At 65.0% G+C, this 18,813-nt stretch carries 13 protein-coding genes and 1 pseudogene; 6 read left to right on the top strand and 8 right to left on the bottom strand.

Annotated elements, in window-relative coordinates; all coding sequences use genetic code 11:
* Positions 1-220: 220 nt before the first annotated feature.
* The 5 genes from lon to mnmC form a co-directional block, all read right to left on the bottom strand.
* Positions 221-2,632: an endopeptidase La gene (gene lon / locus AC3FOF_RS09425; RefSeq protein ID WP_035807336.1), complete on the bottom strand. Its 2,412-nt coding sequence runs from the start codon at positions 2,630-2,632 to the stop codon at positions 221-223.
* 247 nt (positions 2,633-2,879) lie between these two features.
* A complete protein-coding gene (gene clpX, locus AC3FOF_RS09420) occupies positions 2,880-4,154 on the bottom strand; it encodes an ATP-dependent Clp protease ATP-binding subunit ClpX (RefSeq protein ID WP_017224975.1) in 1,275 nt (424 codons plus the stop codon).
* A 247-nt stretch (positions 4,155-4,401) separates the two neighbouring features.
* Positions 4,402-5,052, bottom strand: coding sequence for an ATP-dependent Clp endopeptidase proteolytic subunit ClpP (gene clpP, locus AC3FOF_RS09415; protein WP_017224974.1), 651 nt, complete (start codon positions 5,050-5,052; stop codon positions 4,402-4,404).
* Between the two features lie 74 nt (positions 5,053-5,126).
* Entirely contained in the window at positions 5,127-6,488 is a 1,362-nt protein-coding gene (gene tig / locus AC3FOF_RS09410) for a trigger factor (protein ID WP_017224973.1), read from the bottom strand.
* Between the two features lie 228 nt (positions 6,489-6,716).
* Positions 6,717-8,741, bottom strand: coding sequence for a bifunctional tRNA (5-methylaminomethyl-2-thiouridine)(34)-methyltransferase MnmC2/FAD-dependent 5-carboxymethylaminomethyl-2-thiouridine(34) oxidoreductase MnmC1 (mnmC, locus tag AC3FOF_RS09405; protein WP_488726439.1), 2,025 nt, complete (start codon positions 8,739-8,741; stop codon positions 6,717-6,719).
* A gap of 181 nt (positions 8,742-8,922) precedes the next feature.
* Here mnmC and AC3FOF_RS09400 point away from each other — a divergent pair, with 181 nt between their 5' ends.
* On the top strand, positions 8,923-9,780 hold the full coding sequence (locus tag AC3FOF_RS09400; RefSeq protein ID WP_017225650.1) for a 23S rRNA (adenine(2030)-N(6))-methyltransferase RlmJ: 858 nt from the start codon (positions 8,923-8,925) through the stop codon (positions 9,778-9,780).
* A 40-nt stretch (positions 9,781-9,820) separates the two neighbouring features.
* Here the strand turns inward: AC3FOF_RS09400 and AC3FOF_RS09395 are convergent, their stop codons facing one another.
* Positions 9,821-10,369: an AAA family ATPase gene (locus tag AC3FOF_RS09395; RefSeq protein WP_488726438.1), complete on the bottom strand. Its 549-nt coding sequence runs from the start codon at positions 10,367-10,369 to the stop codon at positions 9,821-9,823.
* Between the two features lie 160 nt (positions 10,370-10,529).
* Here AC3FOF_RS09395 and AC3FOF_RS09390 point away from each other — a divergent pair, with 160 nt between their 5' ends.
* Entirely contained in the window at positions 10,530-11,186 is a 657-nt protein-coding gene (locus AC3FOF_RS09390; protein ID WP_488726477.1) for an SOS response-associated peptidase, read from the top strand.
* Positions 11,187-11,238: 52 nt separating this feature from the next.
* Here AC3FOF_RS09390 and AC3FOF_RS09385 read toward each other — a convergent pair whose 3' ends face one another.
* Positions 11,239-11,490, bottom strand: a complete 252-nt coding sequence (locus AC3FOF_RS09385) for a DUF1488 family protein (protein WP_017225653.1) — start codon at positions 11,488-11,490, stop codon at positions 11,239-11,241.
* Positions 11,491-11,873: 383 nt separating this feature from the next.
* Here AC3FOF_RS09385 and AC3FOF_RS09380 point away from each other — a divergent pair, with 383 nt between their 5' ends.
* The 4 genes from AC3FOF_RS09380 to AC3FOF_RS09365 all read left to right on the top strand — a co-directional run bounded on the left by AC3FOF_RS09380 (position 11,874) and on the right by AC3FOF_RS09365 (position 17,114).
* Positions 11,874-12,365 (top strand): hypothetical protein, encoded by a 492-nt coding sequence (locus AC3FOF_RS09380; RefSeq protein WP_276266732.1) that lies wholly within the window; start codon positions 11,874-11,876, stop codon positions 12,363-12,365.
* Positions 12,366-12,769: 404 nt separating this feature from the next.
* Positions 12,770-13,387 carry a sigma-70 family RNA polymerase sigma factor gene (locus AC3FOF_RS09375; protein WP_488726437.1) on the top strand — a complete coding sequence of 206 codons (618 nt, stop codon included), beginning with the start codon at positions 12,770-12,772 and terminating at the stop codon, positions 13,385-13,387.
* Between the two features lie 85 nt (positions 13,388-13,472).
* On the top strand, positions 13,473-14,486 hold the full coding sequence (locus tag AC3FOF_RS09370) for a FecR family protein (protein WP_488726436.1): 1,014 nt from the start codon (positions 13,473-13,475) through the stop codon (positions 14,484-14,486).
* A 180-nt stretch (positions 14,487-14,666) separates the two neighbouring features.
* A complete protein-coding gene (locus AC3FOF_RS09365) occupies positions 14,667-17,114 on the top strand; it encodes a TonB-dependent receptor (protein WP_488726476.1) in 2,448 nt (815 codons plus the stop codon).
* 100 nt (positions 17,115-17,214) lie between these two features.
* Here the strand turns inward: AC3FOF_RS09365 and AC3FOF_RS09360 are convergent.
* Positions 17,215-18,526 (bottom strand): annotated as a pseudogene (locus AC3FOF_RS09360) (MFS transporter).
* Between the last annotated feature and the right edge of the window lie 287 nt (positions 18,527-18,813).

Genomic DNA, 18,813 nt, shown 5'->3' with positions numbered 1-18,813 from the left:
ACTGCTGTTTGCGTTGCGAGGCCGCAAGTGTAATACAGCCGTTGGCATTTTGCCAAGCTTTCTTGACAGTCATTTTCAACGGCACGAAAGCGCTCCGCAAGCCGCGCGAAAAACGCCCACTACGCACGCATCACGCGATGCGCGGTGACCATCTGCCACCCGACAAAAAAACGCCGCGGGGGGCACCCGCGGCGTTTCTCACAAGCTGACTACGGCAAGGTCAGTGATGAATCATCTCGACCTTGGCCGCGGCCTTGTCCGCCACGTCGGCAGGCTTGGCCACTTCTTCCGGCAACGGCTCGGGCTTGCGCTCGAGCGCCAGTTCCAGGACCTTGTCGATCCAGCGCACCGGGATGATCTCGATGGCGTTCTTGACGTTGTCCGGAATCTCGGCGAGATCCTTCACGTTCTCTTCGGGGATCAGCACCAGCTTGATACCGCCGCGATGCGCCGCGAGCAGTTTCTCCTTGAGGCCACCGATCGGCAGGACTTCGCCGCGCAGCGTGATCTCGCCGGTCATGGCCACGTCAGCGCGCACCGGGATACCCGTGAGCACCGACACCAGCGCCGTGGTCATGGCGCCGCCGGCCGAAGGACCATCCTTGGGGGTGGCGCCTTCGGGCACGTGGATGTGGATGTCGCGCTTCTCGAACATCTCGTCCGTGATGCCCAGACGACGTGCCCGCGAGCGCACCACCGAACGCGCCGCCTCGACCGATTCCTTCATCACGTCGCCCAGCGAACCGGTACGGGTGATGTTGCCCTTGCCCGGCATGATCGCGGCTTCGATGGTCAGCAGATCGCCGCCCACTTCCGTCCACGCCAGACCGGTCACCTGGCCTACCTGGTTTTCCTTGCCGGCCAGGCCGAAGTCGTACTTGCGCACGCCGAGGAACTTGTCCAGGTTGGACGACGCCACCTTGACCGTGCCCGTTTCCTTCTTGAGCAGCAGCAGCTTGACGACCTTGCGGGCGATCTTCGACACTTCGCGCTCGAGCGAACGAACGCCCGCTTCACGCGTGTAGTAGCGAATGATGTCGCGCAGGGCGTCTTCGCTCACTTCCATCTCGCCTGCCTTCAGACCATTGTTCTTGATCTGCTTGGGCAGCAGGTAGCGCTGGGCGATATTGACCTTCTCTTCCTCGGTGTACCCCGACAGGCGAATCACTTCCATCCGGTCCAGCAGCGGCGGCGGAATGTTCAGCGAGTTGGAGGTCGCCACGAACATCACGTCGGACAGGTCGAAGTCGACCTCGATGTAATGGTCCTGGAAGGTGTGGTTCTGTTCCGGGTCCAGCACCTCGAGCAACGCCGACGAAGGATCGCCGCGGAAATCCATGCCCATCTTGTCGATCTCGTCGAGCAGGAAGAGCGGATTGCGCACGCCGACCTTGGCCAGGCTTTGCAGGATCTTGCCGGGCATCGAGCCGATATACGTGCGGCGGTGGCCGCGGATCTCGGCTTCGTCACGCACGCCGCCCAGTGCCATGCGCACGAACTTGCGGTTCGTGGCGCGCGCCACCGACTGGCCAAGCGAGGTCTTGCCCACGCCGGGGGGGCCGACCAGGCACAGGATCGGCGCCTTCACCTTGTCCACGCGCTGTTGCACCGCGAGGTACTCGAGAATGCGTTCCTTGACCTTCTCCAGGCCGTAGTGGTCTTCGTCCAGCACGCGCTCGGCGTTGGCGAGGTCGTTGTTGACCTTGCTCTTCTTGCGCCACGGCAGGTTGACCAGCGTGTCGATGTAGTTGCGCACGACGGTGGCTTCGGCCGACATCGGCGACATCAGCTTGAGCTTCTTGAATTCGGCGTCGGCCTTCTTCTTGGCTTCCTTCGGCATGCGCGCAGCCTTGATGCGCTTGTCGAGTTCTTCCAGGTCGGCGCCCTCTTCGCCTTCGCCCAGTTCCTTCTGGATGGCCTTGACCTGCTCGTTGAGGTAGTACTCGCGCTGGCTCTTCTCCATCTGGCGCTTGACGCGGCCACGGATGCGCTTTTCCACCTGCAGGATGTCGATCTCGCCCTCGAGCTGCGACAGCAGGCTCTCCAGGCGTTCGGTGACATTCACCATCTCCAGGATCTTCTGCTTCTGCTCGAGCTTGATCGGCAGATGCGCGGCGATGGTGTCGGCCAGGCGGCCAGGCTCGTCGATACCCGACAGCGAGGTCAGGATCTCGGGCGGGATCTTCTTGTTCAGCTTCACGTACTGGTCGAACTGCGACACGATGGCGCGGCGCAGCGCCTCCGTCTCGGCGGTCTCGACCGGGCCCGGCGGCACCGGCACGGCTTCGCACATGAAGTGCGATTCGTCTTCGCTCACTTCGCGGATATTCGCGCGCTGCGTGCCTTCCACCAGCACCTTGACGGTGCCGTCGGGCAGCTTGAGCATTTGCAGGATGTTGGCGATGCAGCCTACCTCGTAGAGGTCGTCGGCGGTCGGTTCATCCTTGGCCGCCGTTTTCTGGGCTACAAGCATGATGCTTTTGCCCGACTCCATCGCAGTTTCTAGCGCCTTGATGGACTTCGGACGTCCCACGAACAGTGGGATCACCATGTGCGGAAACACCACCACGTCGCGCAGGGGCAACAGTGGGAGGCGAATCGGCTCAGCCGGGAGGAGTTGTGTTCCGGACATCATTTTCCCCAGTCAGTCATTTAGGCGTAAATTGGGCCGCATGAATCGATTGCAAGATAGGCTTTGCCAGCGATTCCATACCTGGTGCAAATGCTGCTCCCTGCACTTGCAAGACCCGTCCAAACAGCATACCCCCGTTTCCTCCCCTTCGTTTTACGAAAATGAAGAAAAAAAGCCGCTCGCTTTTCGCGAACGGCCTTTCGGACTCGCTGCCGGCCTGAAATCGTCATAAGCGCCGGCGTTCGCGTCAGTTCGAACCAGCCACTTTCGGCTGTTCCTCGTACATCAGCAATGGCGGAGCATCCCCGGTAATGGTGTTCTCGTCGATCACCACCTTTTGCACGCCCTTGTAGTTGGGCAAGTCGTACATCACATCCATCAGCGATTGTTCGAGTATCGAACGCAGGCCACGCGCACCGGTCTTGCGGCGGATCGCCTTGCGGGCGATGGCCGACAATGCCGCCGGGCGGATTTCCAGCTCCACGCCTTCCATGGCCAGCAGCTTCTGGTACTGCTTGATCAGCGCGTTCTTCGGCTCGACCAGGATCTGCATCAGCGCGGCCTCGTCCAGCTTGGCCAGCGTGGCGACCACCGGCAGGCGGCCGATCAGTTCCGGGATCAGGCCGAACTTGATCAGGTCTTCCGGCTCGACCTGGGGCAGCACTTCGCTGGCCTCGCGCTCTTCCTTGCTCTGCACCTGCGCGGCAAAACCGATGCCGGTCTTGTCCGAACGCTGCATGATGACCTTTTCCAGGCCGTCGAACGCGCCGCCGCAGATGAACAGGATGTTGGTGGTATCCACCTGCAGGAAGTCCTGGTTCGGGTGCTTGCGGCCGCCCTGCGGTGGCACCGAAGCCATCGTGCCTTCAACCAGCTTGAGCAGGGCCTGCTGCACGCCTTCGCCCGACACATCGCGGGTGATGGAGGGGTTGTCCGACTTGCGCGAGATCTTGTCGATCTCATCGATATAGACAATGCCGCGCTGCGCCTTTTCCACCTCGTAGTTGCAGTTCTGCAGCAACTTCTGGATGATGTTTTCCACGTCCTCGCCGACATAGCCGGCTTCGGTCAGCGTGGTGGCATCGGCGATCACGAACGGCACGTTCAGCAGGCGGGCCAGCGTCTGCGCCAGCAGCGTCTTGCCCGAGCCGGTGGGCCCGATCAGCAGGATGTTGCTCTTGGACAACTCGACGTCGTCCTTCTTGCCGAGGTGCTTCAGGCGCTTGTAGTGGTTGTACACCGCTACGGCCAGGATCTTCTTGGCCTGCTCCTGCCCGATCACATACTGATCCAGGCTTTCGCGGATCTCATGAGGGGTCGGGAGATCGGACTTGGCCGTGGCGCCGGTATCCTTGTCGGATGCGGCTGCCTCGTCGCGGATGATCTCGTTGCACAGGTCGATGCATTCGTCGCAAATGAACACCGACGGGCCGGCGATGAGCTTCTTTACCTCGTGCTGGCTTTTGCCGCAGAACGAGCAGTAAAGGAGCTTCTCGCTGGATGAACCTTTTTTATCCGCCATAGGAATCAGTCACATTAGCAGTGTGCGTGCCGCAGTGCCGGGGCGCTGCGGGGATACGCTTCAAACGCATCATACGCCAAAAATTTGGCGCGGCGGGTAGGACCCCCACGCTGTGGGGCAAAAGCAAAAACGAGGCTCAAGGCCTCGTTTCTGTGTAGCCTTCTTCGTTCCGGGCAGGTCCACGACGCCCGAGGGATCCTGGACCTGCACCTGCCCGGCCTGCCGTTCCGGCGACCGGGCCAGCCTGTCAGCTTCGGCGTGCGAGGACCTTGTCGATCAGGCCGTAGTCCACCGCCTGCTCGCCGCTCATGAAGTTGTCGCGATCGGTATCGCGGGCAATCTTCTCGACCGGCTGGCCGGTGACTTCCGACAGGATCGTGTTGAGCCGCTCGCGCAGGTACAGGATCTCGCGGGCCTGGATCTCGATGTCCGAGGCCTGGCCTCGCGCGCCGCCCAGCGGCTGGTGGATCATGATGCGCGAGTTGGGCAGCGCCGAACGCTTGCCCTTGGCGCCAGCAGACAGCAGGAATGCACCCATGCTGGCAGCCATGCCCATGCACAGCGTGGCCACGTCCGGCTTGACGAACTGCATGGTGTCGTAGATGGCGAGGCCAGCCGACACCGAGCCACCCGGCGAGTTGATGTAGAGCGAGATGTCCTTGTCCGGATTTTCGCTTTCCAGGAACAGCAGCTGTGCCACCACCAGGTTGGCGGTCTGGTCGTTGACTTCGCCGACCATGAAAATCAAACGCTCCTTCAACAGGCGCGAATAGATGTCATAGGCGCGCTCGCCCCGACCGGACTGCTCAACCACCATCGGCACCAGTCCCAGTCCCTGCGTTTCCAGGGCGGAGGCCTGCGTGGTGGCCAGACGGTCAAGCAAATCATTGCGGGTCATGCAAGTTCTCCTGGGGTTCGGTAAGAGACAAGGCTGCGGCCGGCGCGCCATGCGCCCCGGCCACGGGGCCAGGCTCAGGCCTGCTGCGGCTGGTTGTTGCCTTCAGCGGTCAGTTCCTCGAAGGACACCGTCTTGTCGGTGACCTTGGCCTTGTCGCACACGAAATTTACCACGTTGTTTTCCAGCACGTAGGCTTCCATTTCAGCCAGGCGCTGCTGGTCGCCGTAGTACCAGCGCATGACTTCCTTCGGGTCTTCGTAGCTCTTCGCGAAGTCCTCGATCTCGGCCTTGATCTGGTCTGCCTTGGCGTCCAGGCCGTGGGCCTTGACGATCTCGGCCAGGATCAGGCCCAGCTTGACGCGGCGTTCAGCCTGCTGGGTGAACATCTCGGCCGGAATCGGCATATCCTTGGCGTTCGGCATGCCACGTTGTTCCAGGTCGCGGCGAGCCATTTCCACCAGGCGCTCCTGGTCCTGCTCGATCAGGGCCTTCGGCACTTCCAGTTCGCTGGCCTTGAGCAGCGCGTCCATGACCTGGTCCTTCAGCATGGCGTGCGTGCGGCGCTTGACTTCGCGCTCCAGGTTTTCGCGGATGTCGGCGCGCATCTTCTCGACGCTGCCGTCGGCGATACCCAGCGACTTGGCGAACTCGTCGTTCACTTCCGGCAGGTGCGCCCACTCGATCTTCTTCAGCGTGACGGTGAACTCGGCGGTCTTGCCGGCCACTTCCTTGCCGTGGTAGTCCTCGGGGAATGCCAGCGGGAAGGTCTTGCTTTCGCCAACCTTCAGGCCCAGGGCAGCCTGCTCGAATTCGGGCAGCATGCGGCCTTCGCCCAGCACGAAGGCGAAGTCGTCAGCCTTGCCGCCGGGGAATTCCACGCCGTCGATCTTTCCGACGAAGTCCAGCGTGACGCGGTCGCCATTCTGGGCTGCCACTTCACCACCGCCGTCGCCGTGTTCGCCGGCTTCGCCGCGGGTGTGGTAATGCACGCGCTGCTTGCGCAGGATGTCGATGGTCTTGTCGACTTCGGCTTCGCTGATTTCGGTCTTGGTGCGGGTCACTTCGGCGTCGCTCAGGTCACCGAGCTTGACTTCCGGGTACACCTCGAAGGTGGCGTCGAAGGCCACTTCGTCTTCGCCCACGCCGTCGGTCTTGACCTCGAACTTGGGCTGGCCCGCCACCTTGACGTCCTGTTCCTTGGTGATGTCGAAGAACTTGCGGGCGGCCTTGTCGAAGCGCACTTCGAACTCGACCTGCTGGCCGTACTGCTTCTCGACCATCTTCATCGGTACCTTGCCGGGACGGAAACCGGACATCTTCACCGTCTTCGACAGGCGAACCAGACGTTCCTGCTTTTCCTTTTCGACTTCGGCCTTGGGAATGGCCAGGGTCACCTTGCGGTCCAGTTTGCCAAGGTTTTCAATGACATTCGACATGGTCGTTAATCCAATCCAGAAATGTTGTTGTGTTCGTAAGCGCACCCCGCTCGCGTGCCCGACACGACACAGGCAAAGCGACGGCAAATGCCGAGGCCCGGCACGCGGGCCTTATCGAAAACAGCGGGCACGCAGGCAAAACCGGCGGTCCCGGAGCATCCGGGCGCAAGCCCCGCGCAAACGGAAAACGGGGATTATCGCACGGTTTTCATTCGGTTCCGGCAGTTTTTAGCCGGGAACCGCCTCGGATGGCAAGCCATCCCCCGTCACCTGCCCTTGCCGCAAGGCGCGCACCAGCAGCCGCGCGGGATCAAGGGCCTCGACCAGCTCGAGTTCGAGCGGCAATGGCTCCCCTTCGATCTGGCTGGCCAGCAATTCCGCCCCCAATGCCGCCCATGTGAGGCCGCGCGAGCCATATGCAAGTGCCGCATAGAGTCCCGGCAGACGAGGGACATCCCTAAGGCGCGCGCCCCGCAGTGCGGCGGCATCCCGCGCGGCCTGCGCCTCGTCGGCGATACGGCCGATCAGCGGCAAGCGATTGTGCGACACGCTGCGCACGCCCACATAGCCGCCCAGCGCCGCGGGATCGAGGCTGGCGGCGGCGCCGGCAAGCGCCGGCAACAGCACGGCCAGCCTGGCAAGATTCTCCGCATGCACCTGCGGACGCGCGCCGGCGCCGCCAGTCTCCGGCGCGTCCGGCTCGTAGCTGGAACCGACCCGCGCACTGCCGTCCGCGGCACGCGGCAGCAGGTAACCGGCACCCGTGACAACGCAGTCCGGCCAAGTCCCCAGGCCTTGCAGTTGCTCGGGCTCCAGGGTGGTCAGTTGCCCGCGCACCCGGTCTATCGTCATATGGCGCAGCGGCAGCAGGCGCAGCGCTTCGTGCGCGTTGGCCACCACCGCCACCGGTGCCGTGGCCATCACGGCACCAGCCTCGTCCAGCGCCTGCCAGCCATCCGCGCCCCGCTCCAGCCGCGCCACCCGGCAGCCATAGCGCGCCGTCACCGCCGCCCCCGCCCGCGCCAGCTGCGCGCGGCAAATATCCGGCGGCGGCGCCCAGCCGCCCTGCTCGAACCACAGGCCGCCATGGGGCACTGCGGCGCCGTGCCGCCGCGCCGCTTCCTCGGGCCCCATCCAGCGCGCGAACGCCTCGGGAAAACCCAGCGCGGCCACTGCCGCCTGCTGGATGCGCGCGTCCTCCGCGCCCGCGCCGGTCTGCAGCACGCCGCAACCCTGCCAGCCGGGCGCGTGCCCTGCCTCGGCCAACGCCGCCCAGCTCCGCAGGGACTGCAGGTTGCCGGCACGCGACAGGCGCGACAGGATGCTGTCGTCCGAAGACAGATGCGGATGCATGGCGGCGGCCCGGTGCGCCGATGTCAGCTGCGCCGGGCCTTCGTGCGCGTCGAACAGCGTCACCCGCCAGCCGCGCGCGGCCAGACGTTCCGCGACCGCGCAGCCGGCCAGTCCGGCACCGATCACGATGGCATGGCGCTCGGGCCAGGCAGCGGCAGCGGGCGGGGGGTGCCGGCGCTTGCCGCGCGCGGCAGGGAAGCGCGCCACCGTCATATGCCATTTGCTGCCATAACCCTGCACCCGCTTGGCCTCGAAGCCGGCCGCCTGCAAACCCCGCCGGAAAAAGCCAGCCGCCGCGTAGCTCGCCAGCGTGGCCTCCGGGCGCGCCAGCCGGGCAAGGCGCTTCATCAGCGGCGGCTGCCACATCTCCGGATTGCGGTCGGGCGCGAAACCGTCGAGGTAGAACGCGTCCACGCCCATCACCAGCCTTGGCAGCATCGTATCGATATCGCCGAAGGCCAGCGTCAGCACCACCGCCCCACCCTCGAACTCCAGCCGGTGCAGCCCCGGCAGGGCCAGCGGCCACGCCTGCCGCAGTTGCGCGGCCAGCGGCGCGAGTTCCGCCAGCCCCGGCAGGCTGCCATGGACGGCGGCAAGCCCCTCGCTGGTGAACGGATGCTTCTCCACCGACACGAAATGCAAGCGCCGGCAACGCTGCGGATCGTCCCGCCACGCTTGCCAGGTAGCAAGGAAATTGAGCCCCAGGCCAAAGCCGGCCTCCAGGATCACGAACTGGTCGCGCCCATCCCAGGCTTGCGGCAAGCCATTGCCCGCCAGGAAAACGTAGCGGGCCTGCTCCAGCCCTCCCTCGTCGCTATGGTAGACGTCGCCATAGCGCTCGGAATATGGCGGTCCTGCGGCGGAAAAGACGGGCTCGGCGAGATCTAGTGCACGGGACATGAAGGGGAGAACGTCGGACGGAAAAGAGACGGAACAACAAGACTGCGGGGCTGGGGCAGGCTACCCGCAACACGCTGAAAACCGGCGCAAGGCGGCGCCAGAGCCCGGCGATGGTAGCATAGCGCCCTGTGCCGCCGGCCCTTCCCGGCCGGCATCCGCACGCCCTTTTTCCCGCCTCGCCATGCTCAGCTACCGTCACGCCTTCCACGCCGGCAACCACGCCGATGTTCTCAAACACGCCATCGTGGTCCAGTTGCTGGAGCAGTTGACCCAGAAAGACAAGCCGTTCTGGTATATCGACACGCACGCCGGCGCCGGCCTCTATGCGCTCGACCACGCCTACGCGCAAAAGAAGGCCGAATTCGAGACCGGCATTGCGCGGCTGTGGCAGGCCGCTGCCGCCAAGCGCCCGATGCCCACCCTGCTCGAAGATTACCTCGAGCAGGTGCGCACCCTCAATCCCGACGGCAACCTGCGCCATTACCCCGGCTCGCCGTGGCTCGCCTGGCAGATGCTGCGCGAGGCCGACCGCCTGCGCCTGTTCGAGCTGCACAGCACGGAAATCCAGGTCCTTCGCGAGAATTTCCGCGGCGCCGGCCGCCGCGTGATGCTGTACGACGGCGACGGCTTTACCGGGATCAACGCCATCCTGCCGCCGCCGCCGCGCCGCGCGCTGGTGCTGATCGACCCCTCCTATGAGGACAAGCAGGACTACGCCCGCGTGCTGCGGACCCTGCAGGACGGCTTGCAGCGCTTTGCCACCGGCATGTATGCCATCTGGTATCCCGAGGTGCAGCGCCGCGAATCGGTGCAATTGCCGGTGCAACTGAAGAAACTGCCGCTCAAGAGCTGGCTGCATGTCAGCCTGCGCGTCAAGCAGCCGGTGGCGGGAGGACTGGGCCTGCACGGCAGCGGCATGTTTATCGTCAACCCGCCGTGGCGGCTGAAGGAAACCCTGGAGGCCGCCATGCCCGCCCTGGTGGGGCTGCTGCGCCAGGACGACGGCGCCGGCTTCACGCTGGAAGCCCACGAGAGCTGATTCCGGCGCCGGCAGGCAATGCCTGGCTTGCCTGGACCGCTCAGCCGCCGATGAGCGATTCGACGAAGTCTGCCCGCTGCCCGGCAGGCAGGCGCGGCACCTCGACCAGTTCATAGCCATATCCGGCATACGTGCGCACCATGGCATCGAAGGTGCGCTCCGCCTCTTCCAAGGACTGCCTGCGCTCGGCATCCCGGGCGTAGATGTCTTCCCACGGCGGCAGGACAAAGACGCGGCGGTGATATCGGTATTGCCGCGCGGCAGCCTCCATGTGCGGCGGCACCGGCAGACCCGACAGGCTCAGGTAGCCGGCCACATCCGGTACGCCGCGATCGAAGAACACCGGCGCGGTGCCGCCGGCATGCGCCCGGTGATTGCGCATCTCGCGCGACAGCATCAACTCCGCGAACAGGCTGGGATCCACCCACGGCAGGCCACGGCCGTCCACCGACGACTGCTCCCGGATGATTTCGCGGCCCACCTCGGCCGAGGTGGCGAACCCCCTGCGCGCAAGCTCGCCGATCAGGGTGCTCTTGCCGGCGCCGGGACCGCCGGTGAGGATGAAGAAACGGGTAGTGACGATGGTCATGAACACTGAGTGGAAAAAGTCGAACGGGGTGACGCGGCTGTGGCCACAGAGGCGTCGCGACGGACAATGCAGTTTGAGCCAGAGAGGCCCCCACCTCCCTGCCGGAAATCCACCATACTGGAAACTCGCATCTGCGCGCGGCACCGTGGGGAGGCAGGCCATGTGCGTCAACTATGCGCCAGCCCAGGCCGGGCTGCTCCGCGATGTCTTCGGCGTCACCTGCCCGGCGCAGGCGTGGCCGCCCGAAGCCTGGCCAGACTATGCGGCCCCGCTGATCGTGACCAGCCGCGATGGCCGGCGCGAATGCCTGCTCGGCACCTTCGGCATGGTCCCGAGAAAACGCATTCCGCCCGGTGCGGCGAGATTCGACACGACGAACGCACGCTCGGAATCGGTCGGCGAGAAACGGGCGTTTTCCGCCGCGTGGAAGAAGGGGCAGCTATGCCTGGTGCCGGCAACGTGCTTCTATGAACCTGACTACGCCACCGGCAAGGCGGTACGCTGGCGCGTATGGCTCAAACATGACGAGCCGATGGCAATCGCCGGCCTCTGGCGCGACTGGCCCGGCGACGGCGGGCAAGACGTCTTCAGCTTCACCATGCTGACCATCAACTCGGGCCACCACCCGCTGATGAGCCGCTTCCACGCGCCGGGAAAGGAAAAGCGGATGATCGTGATCATACCGCCGACGGAGTGGGACGATTGGCTGACATGCAGGGATATGGAGCTGGCGCGCAGCTTCCTGCGCCCCTACGCAGCGGACAGGATGGCGGCGGAACCGGCGCCCCTGCCGCCTCGAGCGGCAGCGCAAACGTGACAAGCGCCCGCCCCGCATACACGAACACGAACGCGGCCAGGCGCAAAGCCACTCAGGAAATCGTGTACCTGTTCTGCTTGCTGCGGGAGTAAGCATCCCGCGCGAGTTCCAGGATCTGATCGCGGTGGCGATCGAAGGCCTCCAGCACGGCGGGCTCCTCCGGACGCATCTCGGGGCTGAGGTTGGAGAGCACCGCGTCGCCGACCTCGAAAGAGACCTCGCGCGAGTCGTCATAGCCCCAAAAGCACACGCAATGCCTGGATGGGTCGTAACTCCGGCTGGGATTGGGAAAATTGAGTGCCATGCATGCATCCTAGTCCGATTCTCCGGCATTTGGACGGAATAGCTCGTCCGGGCAGGGTATTTAGCTCATTTTGAGCAGCGAATCCGCAAGAAAGTCTGGAAAAAGTCGCTTTACGGCGATCCGGCACCTGTCTTGATCGCGCCAATCCCAAGCACGGCATCCTGCAACGCAGCCAGGCATCGCTATTCCTGACCTTGCGCAACATATAGGCAGTGAGAAGACCTGATCTAAGCATCTTCTACTTGGCCTGCGCAGCGCCAGACCGTAGGATTCCCGAAACCGACACGGCAAGATCCGCCAGCAGTGCGGCCACCGTGCGCGCGGGCAGGCCGCTTGCCATCAAGCCGGCCACCGGAAATCAATTGCAAGGGTCAAGGGATCATATGAAAAGCTTGAGCGGAGCCACCCGCGGGTGGACGCCGGATAGCGAGGCGAACGACCGGGGCATCTGGAAGAACACGATCGCCGCCGCCAGCCATGCGCTGGAAACTGTCACGCTGATCGAGCATGGCGTGGGCATGACGCTGAAGCTGCAGCGCAAGATACGCGCGCTGCGCGAGCGCCTGCGCGCCACGCAAAACGAGCTCGACCGCTATCGCGACCTGCACGCCCGCGCGGTGCAAGCGCAGCGCGCCGCCGAAGCCGCCGCGCCGGACGACGCCCTGCGGCTCAAGGGGGAAAAGGAAGCGCTACAGATGCGGCATCGCGCATACAAGCTGCTGGTCGAGCATTATGCGCGCACCGGCACGCCCATCGACGCGGCCGTCTTTGCCCGGCAACGCCACCAGGTGCTCCAGCACATCCTGTTCCAGCAACGCCGGGGCGTGGCCGCAAGCCGGATCAGCGTGGACGATATCGCGTTCCTGCTGCGCTGAACCAGCAGGCAAACTCGCGGGCCTTCGCCAGCGCCCGCAGCCGACCGCGGATTGCGCTGGCCTCACCGTCTTTCGGTGCAACCCGTCCGGCCTCCGGCCCCACCCCCGGAGGGGAAAGAGAATCGCAGCGGCGTTGCGACAATTGAGAGCCAGCCGGATCCGCTTACACCGGCTGCGCCTTTAAAGGCCCGCAGAGTTCGCGGGCTTTTTTTTGGGGCACCCCCCCACTTCGCCCACGCCTGCAGCCACCTGCCGGTGTCGGATGCACGCTGCGATCGTCAATGTAGCCATTGACGTGCATTCAGCATTCAAATGATAATGCGTCGCATTTCCTTCTCAATCCCCTACGCTCTCCCCGAGGATTTCTTTGTCCAACCCGGTCTTTCGGAACCACGAGGCCAACCATGCGCGCGCGGCATGCATGGCGGGATGCCGCACTACTGTTGCGCTGCTGGCCTATTCGCCGTCGGCAGGCTGCGGCCACCGCGGGTGGGCCTGACGCCCGTCGCGCGCTCGCCATGTCGCCCCCGTCCTCGCGCGTGTTCGGACTGTTCGCCTACTACGAAGAACTGGTCGGCACCTGGACCCGCAAGCTGAGCAACCGCCACGAGGCAGAGGACCTGACCCAGGACGCGCTGCTCAAGGTCCTGGAAAACAAGGCGGGCCCACCCGACCATCCACGCGCCTACCTGCACCAGACCGCCCGCCACCTTGCTATCGACGCCTTCCGGCGCGAAGGTGGACGGGAAGCGGTCCCGCTTGACAGCATTGCCGCGCATCACGCAAGCTCGGGCGATCCCGAGGCCGCGCTCCACGCCGTCCAGCTGGCCGCCGCGCTGGAGCAGGCGCTGGCCGAGCTGCCGCTCAAATGCCGCCAGGTATTTGTCTGGCAGCGCCTCGAAGGGCTCTCCCAGCAAGAGATCGCCGAGCGCCTCCGGGTTTCGAAGAATATGGTCGAAAAATACATGATCCGAACGATGCGCCATCTGCGCGAACGGCTCGGGTCGCAAGCACCGCATTGAGTACCGGGTACCGCGCCTTGATTCAGGCTCCTTTCTCCTCTCGCTGCCCGCCGCGCCCCGCCAGGCGCCGTCGGACCACGCCCCGATGACGACGCCCGACTCCCCCCGCGCAGCCGCCGCACGCTGGTTCACGCTTGCCCGTGACGGCTCGCTGAGCGCGCCGGAACGCCAGGCCATGGCGGCCTGGCTCGACGCCAGCCCCCTGCACCGGGCCGAGTACGCCGCGCTGGAGCGAATCTGGCAGGCGGCGGGCGCGCTCGACCCGGAGCGTCTGCGCGCCCTTGCGCAAGCCCCCGCCTCGTCCCCGCCCGCCACCTCGGCGCGCGGCCTGCACCGGGGCCTGCGCGGCGCGCTGCTCGCCAGCCTCTGCGCGGTCGCCATCGGCACCGCATGGCTCGTCCGCCAACAGGCGTCGCCTCGCCCAGCCACCACCTATGCCGCCAGCGACGCAAGCCACTACGCGGCAACCTTCAGCACTGCCCCCGGCGAGCGGCGGCGGCTGACGCTGCCCGATGGCTCCGTCATCGAACTGAACACGCGCACACACGTCTCGGTGCGCTACGAGCCGGGCCTGCGCGCCGTGACGCTGGCCGACGGCGAAGCCATGTTCGAGGTGGCGCACGCCAGCGAGCGCCCCTTCGTGGTCGACGCCGGCAGCGGCACCGTGACGGTAACCGGCACACGCTTCGACTTGCGCCGGGACGGCGGGACCGTAGCCGTTGCGGTCGAATCCGGCTCGGTGAGCGTGCAGGGCCAGGGCGTGGCCCGCGCGGCAGAGCGCCTGTCGGCCGGGCTTGGCACACGCATTGCCGGCGACGGCGCCGTGGCGCGCGCGGCGCCGGTCGATCTCGCCACGGCCATGGCATGGCGCGACGGCAAGCTGCTGTTCAAGGACCAGCCGCTGTCGCTGGTGGCGGCCGAGGTCTCGCGCTATCGGCGCAACGCAGTGCGGGTCAGCGACGCCGGCACCGGCGCGCTGCGCCTGAGCAGCGTGTTCCGCGCCGACGATACCGACGCCCTGCTCGCCGCCCTGCCGCAGATCCTGCCGGTAGCGGTACGCACGCTTGCGGACGGCAGCACGGAAATATTCTCGCGCTAGATTCAGGTTTTTGCCCCGCGTTCCGTCTTCTCCCCGAATGTGCCCGCGCAACGCGGGCCCCGTCCCTCGACGCCTCCCGGAGAAGACCCAGACGTGACCCAGCAACCGCTACCGCAGCAGCAATTTCGCACCAGTACCGGCGCCCGCACCCAACCGCGTCACCCACGCGCCTTGCCCCTCCTGATCGCCAGTCTTGCCGCCACGCTGATCGGCACCGCCGCCGCCCCGGCAGCCGCCCAGCCGGCCACGGTGGCGATCGACATCCGGGCCCAGCCGCTGGCCGACGCCCTGGCGCAGCTCGGACGGCAAACCTCCCTGCAGCTGTTCTTCGCGCCGGCGCTGGTGGCCGGCAAGCAAGCCCCGGCCGTGCACGGCAGCATGCCGGCCGAAGCCGCGCTGGATGCGCTGCTCAAGGGCAGCGGCATCCGCTACCAGCGCAATGGCACCGGCATCGTGCTGCAACCGGTAGGCCAGGCGGGCATGGCGGCACCGGCCACCGCGCCCACATCGATGCCACCGGCGGCGACTGCCGCCGCGCCCATGGCCACCCTCGAAGCCGTGGAAGTCACGGCCTCGCGCACATCCAGCGACCTGGTGCGTCCCACCCGTCAGGTGACCGTGATCGACCGTGCGGAACTCAGCGAGCTGAAGACCGGCTCGGACAGCGTGGCCACCCTGCTCTCCAAGGTCATACCCGGCATGGCCGACTCCAGCCATACCGTGACCGACTTTGGCCAGACCCTGCGGGGCCGCGGCATGCTGGTGCTGGTCGACGGCATCCCCTTGAACACCAACCGCGACTCGGCACGCAATCTCGCCAATGTGGACCCGGCCCTGATCGAGCGGATCGAAGTCCTGCGCGGCAGCAGCGCCATCTACGGCGGCGGCGCCACCGGGGGCATCGTCTCGATCAACACCCGCCCGGCCGGCGGCCCCCCGCAGGCCGAAACCACGTTCTCGCTGACGTCGCCGCTCTCCCGCCTGCGCGCCAACGGCCTGGCCGGGGAAATCCAGCAACATGCCTCCGGCAGCGAAGGGATAGTCGACTATGCCTTCGACATAGGCGCCCGCCGCACCGGTACCTCCTACGACGCGCGCAGCCAGCGCATCGCGCCGGAACCCAGCCAGGGCGACCTGTTCGAGTCCGACAACTACAACATCGGCGGCAAACTCGGCCTGCGCCTCACACCCGAGCAGCGCGTGCAGATTGCCGTGAGCCATTTCAGCGCGAAGCAGGATACCGACTACGCCTCCGACCCGTCGGTTGCCCGTTCGGCACCCGGCAGCGTGCCCGCGCGCGCCATCGGCGGCCTGCAGCTCGCCGACCAAAACCAGATCCGCAACACGCTGGTCAACCTCGAGTACGAGCATAAGAACCTGGCGGGCAGCGCCGTCTCGGCGCAGCTCTACTATCGGGACTACTTCACGCGCTTCACGCCCTTCGACGCGCGCGCGGTCGCCACCCGCGGCGGCAATGTCGACCAGTCCATGCAGAACTCCGACGTCGTTGGCAGCCGGCTCACCATCAAGACGCCGCTGGACAGCGCCAGGCGGACCCGCCTGGTGTGGGGCATGGACTTCGAGCAGGAACGCAGCGACATGCCGATCGACATCTTCGACCCCAAGGCGTATGACGCCAGCGGCGGCCGGATATTCAGCAAGACCGGCACGCTCACCTATATGCCGGCCATCACCACGCGCAGCCTGGGGGGCTTTGGACAGTTGCAGCACAAGTTCGACGAGCAGTGGTCGGCCGAGGGCGGATTGCGCTATCAGTACGCCAACGCCCGCTTCAACGATTTCGTCCCGCTGTCGCAGTCCCGCGCGGCGCAGCCCGCCACCGTCAAGGGTGGCTCGGTCGACTACACCGCGCTGCTGAGCAATGTCGGCGTCGTCTACAAGCCTGTGCAAGGGCATGAGGTCTACGCCTCGTTCAGCCAGGGCTTCAACCTGCCCGACATCGGCCTGCAGGTGCGCAACGCGCGGGCCGGCTTCGATATCGCCTCCTCCGACCTGAAACCAGTCAAGACCAACAACTACGAACTTGGCTGGCGCGGGACTTTCGGCAACACACTGGCCTCGCTGGCGATGTTCTACACCACATCCGACCTGGGCGACGTGCAGAGCTTCAACAACGGCCTGATCCTGACCCGCACCGCCGAACGCATCTTCGGCGTCGAAGCCTCGGCCGACTACCTGTCCGACAACGAGCGATGGAGCACGGGCGGCACCTTCACCTGGATGCGCGGCCGTGAAACCCCGCAGGGCAGCGCCAGCCAGCAGATGAGCGGCTACCGCATTCCGCCCCTCAAGCTCACCGGCTACCTGCAATACCGTCCGATGCCTGCCTGGAGCAACCGGCTGCAGGCCACCTTCTTCGCCGGGCACGACTACCGGCTCAACGGCGCCGACAGCTTCGGCCGGCGCGACGTGGCGAGCTACACCACGCTGGACCTCGTCAGCCGCTATCAGGTCAGCAGCAAGGACAGCGTCACCGTGGGCATCCAGAATCTGCTCAACCGCTATTACTATCCCCTATACAGCCAGCTGATGCGCAACAGCAACAACACCTCGCACCTGCCCGCGGCGGGCATCACGATGACGGCCACCTACGTGCATCGCTGGTAGACGGGCTGCGGCATATGGGGTGAGGGAAGCCGCGGCACGCCGCCAGCCGTTTTGTCGGTTTCTCCATCAACCGGGCTGCTCCCGCCCAGGTCACGGGAATCTATGTAGGCTCAGCTTCCCGGATCTCGCTCAGCACCTCGGCCTCGACCTCCGCGTTTTGGTTCGCCATCCCTGGTAGCAATCAAGTCTTTCGGCGTCAGCGGGATCAAGGGCAGGATCAGTGCGTACACCACGGTGGTCGCGATCACACAATACATGAAGCCTCGCGTTGGGCTGCTGTTATAGATCCATGAGCCCAATAGATCGCCGGCACGCGCCGAGAGCGCGAAAACGCCATCCACCAGCATCATCAAGGTTCCTTGCAAGCCTGGCGGACAGGACCGCATCGCGAGATCGAAGTACGCTGCCGTGGCGACACCGCCCATCAGCCCTATCGGTGCCGCCAATACAAGCGCGAGATTCGCTGAGTGAATGAATGCCAGCGGAATCATCTGCGGCACTGCGACGATCGTTCCCCACCACAGCAGCTTGTTCAGCGGTATTTTCTTGCACAGAAAGCCATATAGCAAAAATGTCGGGACGAACGCGGCGGCGAAGATCCCGTTGTAGTACGAGTAAACGGAATCCGATGCATGCAGCGCATTGCTCAGATAGAACTGCAGCGGAGTGGCCGCCCCTGGCGCAAAGTTCCACAGAAAGCAGATGAGAACCGCTGGATAAACGGCCTTATGCCTCACCAGCCGTCTGACATTCCCAACGAAATCTGCGCCCCTGGCTTGTGGCTTCTCGTAGATGTGGCCGAAGACGGAAATGGGCTTCCAGAGCCCAAATACGGCAATCGATAAAGTGACCACCGCTACCAGGAAGAAGGCCTCTTTCGGGGCATGACGATCGGAGATGTACCCGGAAGCGAAGGCTCCCGCAACGACCGGGACGGAGCTGACCACGTTCAACAGCGCGCTCAGGCGCCCGGACATGAGCTTCTCCTGGCCCACCAGAGCAATCAACCCCTGATAGGCTGCGGCGATAAATCGGGACGACAGCATTGCCAGCAGCATCCCGACGACCAGTCCTGCATATGAGAAACCTGAAAACGCCATCCAGATAAATGCCATCGCGGTCGCCGGAGCAAAAATCAGGAAGAAGCCGCGATCCCGCAATCCCAGCGGGTTCCATTGGTCGCGCGCGAGGCCAAAAGCGAACGCAATGTACACTGGGATGCCCGTAACCAGCCGGAATGTCGAGATCTGCGTCGCCGTCGCATGCAACTGGTTCTTGAGTATGTAAGACGTCTGTATATCAACGAGGGAACCGGCCGGCGTTGCCAGATAGATGAGCAGGGTCAGCCAACCGAAATACAGCAGGGTTCGGTCTCCGCCCTCGGAACCATTACGACCAGAAGCGGCCAGCATTTTCGTGGCTTGACAGCAAGACTGGAATTTCGAGAATTTTGGTACGGTATGCTCCCGTGTGCTCATGCCCGCATTCCCAACTCTCGAAGTCGCACATGCTGCTCCCGCTATCGGACCATATAGCGTCGTGAACAGGCCACAGGATGATCACTCCATCATAGACGGCAAGATAGAGCGGCGCGCCGTCGATTGGCGTGCATGCCATTGGACGAATTGGCGATAGTCCAGCGAATTCCGCTTCCCCACGGCTGTCGAACCGGCGCGCGGCAAACCATCTCGCGGAATTC

The organism is Cupriavidus sp. 96C5-1, assembly GCF_057798855.1.
Note: the sequence above shows the minus strand (reverse complement) of the source record. Positions and strands in the feature narration are given on the sequence as shown.